Source organism: Caballeronia sp., assembly GCF_049581465.1.
Taxonomy (GTDB): domain Bacteria; phylum Pseudomonadota; class Gammaproteobacteria; order Burkholderiales; family Burkholderiaceae; genus Caballeronia.
Map to the genome: position 1 here is coordinate 1 of NZ_JBAUSA010000779.1, position 5,010 is coordinate 5,010.

The 5,010-nt window shown below is 60.2% G+C and carries 4 protein-coding genes; all 4 read left to right on the plus strand.

Annotated features, from left to right (window positions below):
* A partial coding sequence (locus WCA53_RS19175; RefSeq protein WP_423914166.1) for an ATP phosphoribosyltransferase regulatory subunit occupies positions 1-420 on the plus strand: 420 nt, incomplete at its 5' end.
* 174 nt (positions 421-594) lie between these two features.
* Entirely contained in the window at positions 595-1,941 is a 1,347-nt protein-coding gene (locus WCA53_RS19180; protein WP_423914169.1) for an adenylosuccinate synthase, read from the plus strand.
* Between the two features lie 95 nt (positions 1,942-2,036).
* Positions 2,037-2,597, plus strand: a complete 561-nt coding sequence (locus WCA53_RS19185; RefSeq protein ID WP_423914172.1) for a phosphoribosyltransferase — start codon at positions 2,037-2,039, stop codon at positions 2,595-2,597.
* A gap of 263 nt (positions 2,598-2,860) precedes the next feature.
* Positions 2,861-4,753, plus strand: coding sequence for a potassium transporter Kup (locus WCA53_RS19190; protein WP_423914176.1), 1,893 nt, complete (start codon positions 2,861-2,863; stop codon positions 4,751-4,753).
* Positions 4,754-5,010 lie beyond the last annotated feature (257 nt).

Below are 5,010 nucleotides of genomic sequence, written 5' to 3' on the forward strand. Positions count from 1 at the left end.
GTCCTCGCCCGCCAGGCAAATGGCGCCGAATTGATGATCGACCTCGCCGACATGCGCGGCTACGCGTATCACAGCGGCGTGATGTTCTCGGCTTACGTCGATGGCGTGCCCAACGCCGTGGCACGAGGCGGCCGTTACGATCACGTCGGCCAGGCGTACGGCCGCGCGCGACCGGCGACTGGCTTTTCGCTCGACCTGCGCGAAGTCGCGCGCATTTCCCCCGTCGATGCTCGCGGCAGCGCCGTGCTCGCTCCGTGGGTGCATGACGAACCCTTGCTTGCGGCGGTGGCCAAACTGCGCGACGCCGGCGAAGTGGTGATTCAGGCATTGCCCGGCCACGACCATGCTCTCGATGAATTCGCGTTCGACCGGATTCTCGTCGAACGGGACGGAGCCTGGGTGCTGGAGGCGCGTTCGTAACTTTGTGATGTCCTTCGGACTCCCATCGGAGGACAAAGGGCAGACGAAAGACCGACGCAACATCAACCCGTCTGGGCACACCGGATTCAATACGCAGTTCGCAAATACCGGGAAAAACTCGGAACCTTCCGCGAACATAGGTAAAATACGTTTTTAACCAGCTATCAAAATGACATGTCTGCGAGCGCAGTGAATGTGAACCCGGGGCGCAACGTCGTCGTGGTCGGTACCCAGTGGGGTGATGAGGGTAAGGGCAAGATCGTCGACTGGCTGACGGACCACGCCCAGGGCGTCGTGCGCTTCCAGGGCGGCCATAACGCCGGCCATACGCTTATCATCGGCGGGAAAAAGACAATCCTTCGACTGATTCCTTCGGGCATCATGCGCGCGGGCACGGCTTGCTATATCGGCAACGGCGTGGTCTTGTCGCCGGAAGCGTTATTCAAGGAAATCGGCGAGCTGGAAGCAGCCGGAATCGACGTCCAAAAGCGTCTGTTCATCTCCGAAGCCGCGAACCTGATTCTTCCGTATCACATCGCCATCGACCAGGCGCGCGAAACGCGTCGCGGAGCCGCGAAGATCGGAACGACGGGACGCGGTATCGGACCGGCGTACGAAGACAAGGTCGGCCGCCGCGGCTTGCGCGTGCAGGACCTGTACGACCGGGAAGTGTTTGCCGAGCGCCTGCGCGAAACGCTGGATTTCCATAACTTCGTGCTGACCGGCTATCTGGGCGCGCCCGCTGTCGATTACCAGCAGACGCTCGACACCATGTTCAGCTACGCGGAACGCCTGGCTCCCATGGTCACCGACGTATCGCGTCGTCTGTATGACGAAAACCACGCGGGGCGCAATTTGCTGTTTGAAGGCGCTCAAGGCACGTTGCTCGACATCGATCACGGCACTTATCCGTACGTTACGTCGAGCAATTGCGTAGCGGGTGCTGCGACGGCCGGCGCAGGCGTCGGACCGCAGAAACTCAATTACATACTCGGCATCACGAAGGCGTACTGCACACGCGTGGGCGCGGGTCCGTTCCCAAGCGAGCTCTACGATGCCGATAACGCCGCCCGCCAGGAGCCAATTGGCCTGACGCTGGCCACCGTGGGCAAGGAATTCGGTTCGGTGACAGGGCGTCCGCGCCGTACCGGTTGGCTCGACGCGGCTGCGCTGCGCCGCTCGATCCAGATCAACGGCATCTCGGGCCTGTGCATGACGAAGCTTGACGTGCTCGACGGTCTGGATGAAGTGAAATTGTGTGTCGGGTACAAGCTCGACGGCAAGGACGTGGACATCCTTCCGCGCGGGGCATCGGAAGTCGCGCGTTGCGAGCCCATATACGAGACGTTCGGTGGCTGGAAGGAGAGCACCGTTGGCATCACGCAATGGGACAGCTTGCCGGAAACCGCGCGCAAGTATCTTTCGCGGATCCAGGAAGTGGCGGGCGTGCCTATCGACATGGTGTCGACAGGTCCGGATCGCGACGAAACCATTCTGCTGCGTCATCCGTTCAAGGTCTGAGCAAAAGGCCTGAGCACGCAGTAAAACCCAAGATGGCCGCGAATGAGCGGCCATTTTGCATATCAACCCGCTGTATCCAGGAAAAGAGTTCCACCATGATCGCGATGAAAGATCCGCGCAACGACGACCGAAACCTATGGGTCGGCTGGGACGAATATCACCAGTTGATCGAACTGCTGGCGCTCGCCGTGCATGATTCTGGCTGGAAGTTCGACAAAATCCTGTGTCTGGCGCGCGGCGGCTTGCGCGTGGGCGATCAACTTTCGCGCATCTACGACCTGCCGCTCGCGATCCTCGCGACGAGTTCGTATCGTGAGGCGGCGGGCACCGAGCAAGGCGCCCTGGACATCGCGCAATACATCACCATGACACGCGGCGATTTGTCGGGCAACGTGCTGCTGGTAGACGACCTGGTGGACTCCGGGGTCACGCTTTCGCGGGTCCAGCAGCACCTTAAGGATCGCTATCCGGCCATTACGTCGGTGCGTTCAGCGGTGCTCTGGTACAAGGGCTGTTCGAAGGTGAAGCCTGATTACCATGTTCAGTTCCTCGAAACGAATCCCTGGATTCATCAGCCTTTCGAGGAATGGGACACTGTGCGTCCGCACAACCTCGGGGCATGGATCAAGCGCGGCCAACAAGACGGTCGCGCCTGATCGAGCGTTTCTACTTCGCGGCGCGGGTCTCGGCCATTGCAGAAATTGAGATGGTCGATCACTTCGGCATAGGCTGTGCGTCGAACGACGATGCGTTCACAAAGCACCTGTGACAAAGCGCCGCTCATGCACCTTTGCCGTGCGGCCGCAACGCTAAATTGCCGACGCCTCGCGCCCGTCGCGGTATCACAACACGCCGGTAGGACGACCCATGCGGCGCTAGAATGGCGTTCGTTTTTCCGCCACGGACGGCTTCGCGCCCTATGACCCAATCGATCCACGCTCACGAGCACAAACAGCCGTTGCCGGCCCTGGCGCTCGCCGCGGTCGGCGTAGTGTTCGGCGACATCGGCACAAGTCCGCTTTATGCGCTGAAAGAAGCGTTCAGCCCGTCTCACGGAATCGGCCTTTCCGAAGCCTCGATTCTCGGCGTTATCTCGCTGCTGTTCTGGGCGATCGTGATCGTAGTGTCCATCAAGTATGTGCTCTTTGTGATGCGCGCCGACAACAACGGCGAAGGCGGCGTACTCGCGCTCATGACGTTGGCGTTGCGTACCTTCAAGGAGTCCGGACGAGTCTCCGGCGCGCTGATGATGCTCGGCATTCTCGGCGCGTGCATGTTCTACGGCGATGCGGTGATCACGCCGGCCATGTCGGTGATATCGGCGGTGGAAGGGTTGGCGATCGCCACGCCGAAGCTCTCGGAATACGTGATTCCAATCACCATGGCAGTCCTTATCGCGCTGTTCTGGATTCAGCGGCACGGCACGTCGGTGGTCGGCAAGCTGTTTGGCCCGATCATGGTGCTGTGGTTCGTGACGCTGGCCGTGCTCGGCGTCTATCACATCGTGCAGATGCCGCGCATTGTCATTGCGTTGAATCCGTATTACGCGTTCTCATTCATGGCCGACCACGTGCTGCAGGCTTATATCGTGCTCGGGTCGGTCGTGCTGGTGCTAACCGGCGCCGAGGCGCTGTACGCCGATATGGGTCACTTCGGCGCGAAGCCGATTCGCTACGCCTGGTATGGGCTCATCATGCCGTCGCTGGTGCTCAATTACTTTGGGCAGGGCGCGTTGCTGATGCATAACCCAGCGGCTATCGAAAGCCCGTTTTTCCTATTGGCGCCCGATTGGGCGTTGTTGCCGCTGGTCATACTTTCGACGGTCGCGACCGTGATCGCGTCGCAAGCGGTGATATCCGGCGCGTATTCGTTGACTAGCCAGGCGATCCAGCTTGGCTACGTGCCGCGCATGAAAATCCTGCACACATCGGACCTGGCAATTGGGCAGATCTACATTCCGGTCGTGAACTGGGTGCTGCTGTTTATCATCCTGTGCATCGTGCTCGGTTTCAAGAGTTCGGAGAACCTCGCCGCAGCCTACGGGCTCGCCGTGACCGCCACCATGCTGGTCACCACCATTCTCGCGTCGGTCGTGATGACCAAGCTCTGGGGCTGGAACAAGCTGTTGGTGAGCTTGATCATCGGCGTGTTCTTTATTGTTGATTTTGGCTTCTTCGGCGCCAGTCTGCTCAAGATCGAACAGGGCGGCTGGCTGCCGTTGGGGATTGGGGGCGTGTTGTTCTTCCTGCTGATGACCTGGTACAAGGGCCGCATGATCGTGAAGGAACGGACCGCCGCGGATGGTATTCCGCTGATGCCGTTCCTGCAGGGATTGCTCGCGCATCCGCCGCATCGTGTCTCTGGAACGGCCATCTATTTGACGGGTAACGACACGCTCGTGCCGGTCAGCCTGTTGCACAATTTGAAGCACAACAAGGTACTGCACGAGCGGACGATTTTTCTGAATTTCGTGACGCTCGACGTGCCTTATGTGGACGATAAAGTGCGTGTCGAGGTGAAGGATGTCAGTGGCGGGCTGTATTTGGCCAAGGCCCTGTATGGCTTCAATGAAACGCCTGACGTCAAGGCCGTCCTGCAGGAAATCGGGCGGACCCATGGCATGACTTTCGAGCTCATGGATACGTCATTCTTCATGGCGCGGGAGACGGTCGTGCCGACTCAATTGCCGGGCATGTCGGTTTGGCGCGAAAGGATATTCGCCTGGATGCACCAGAATGCTGCCAAGCCTACTGACTTCTTTTCTATTCCCGCGAACCGAGTAGTTGAGTTGGGCACGAAGATCGAGATTTGAAGGACGCGGGGAGGGTGGAGCGGTTCTGCTTGGCGGCTGGCAGAACGGCTCCGCACTCACCACAAGCAACACCGCTCCACATCCTAAAAGCCCCACGAGGCTGGCGGACCGCTTGCGAGTCCGCCGCCGCACTCGCTCGCTTACTTCTTGAGCTTCGCAAACGCGGCCGCCATCGCGCCACCCGCTGGTTCTGGTTCGCGTCTTGCGCCGCCCTTGGCCATCCCACGCACGTCCCGGGCGCTGCCGCCACCACCGGT

Excerpts from the sequence above, each read along its gene's own strand:
- WCA53_RS19180 (WP_423914169.1), top strand. The coding sequence starts at position 595 with ATGTCTGCGAGCGCAGTGAATGTGAACCCGGGGCGCAACGTCGTCGTG.
- WCA53_RS19185 (WP_423914172.1), top strand. The coding sequence starts at position 2,037 with ATGATCGCGATGAAAGATCCGCGCAACGACGACCGAAACCTATGGGTC.
- WCA53_RS19190 (WP_423914176.1), top strand. The coding sequence starts at position 2,861 with ATGACCCAATCGATCCACGCTCACGAGCACAAACAGCCGTTGCCGGCC.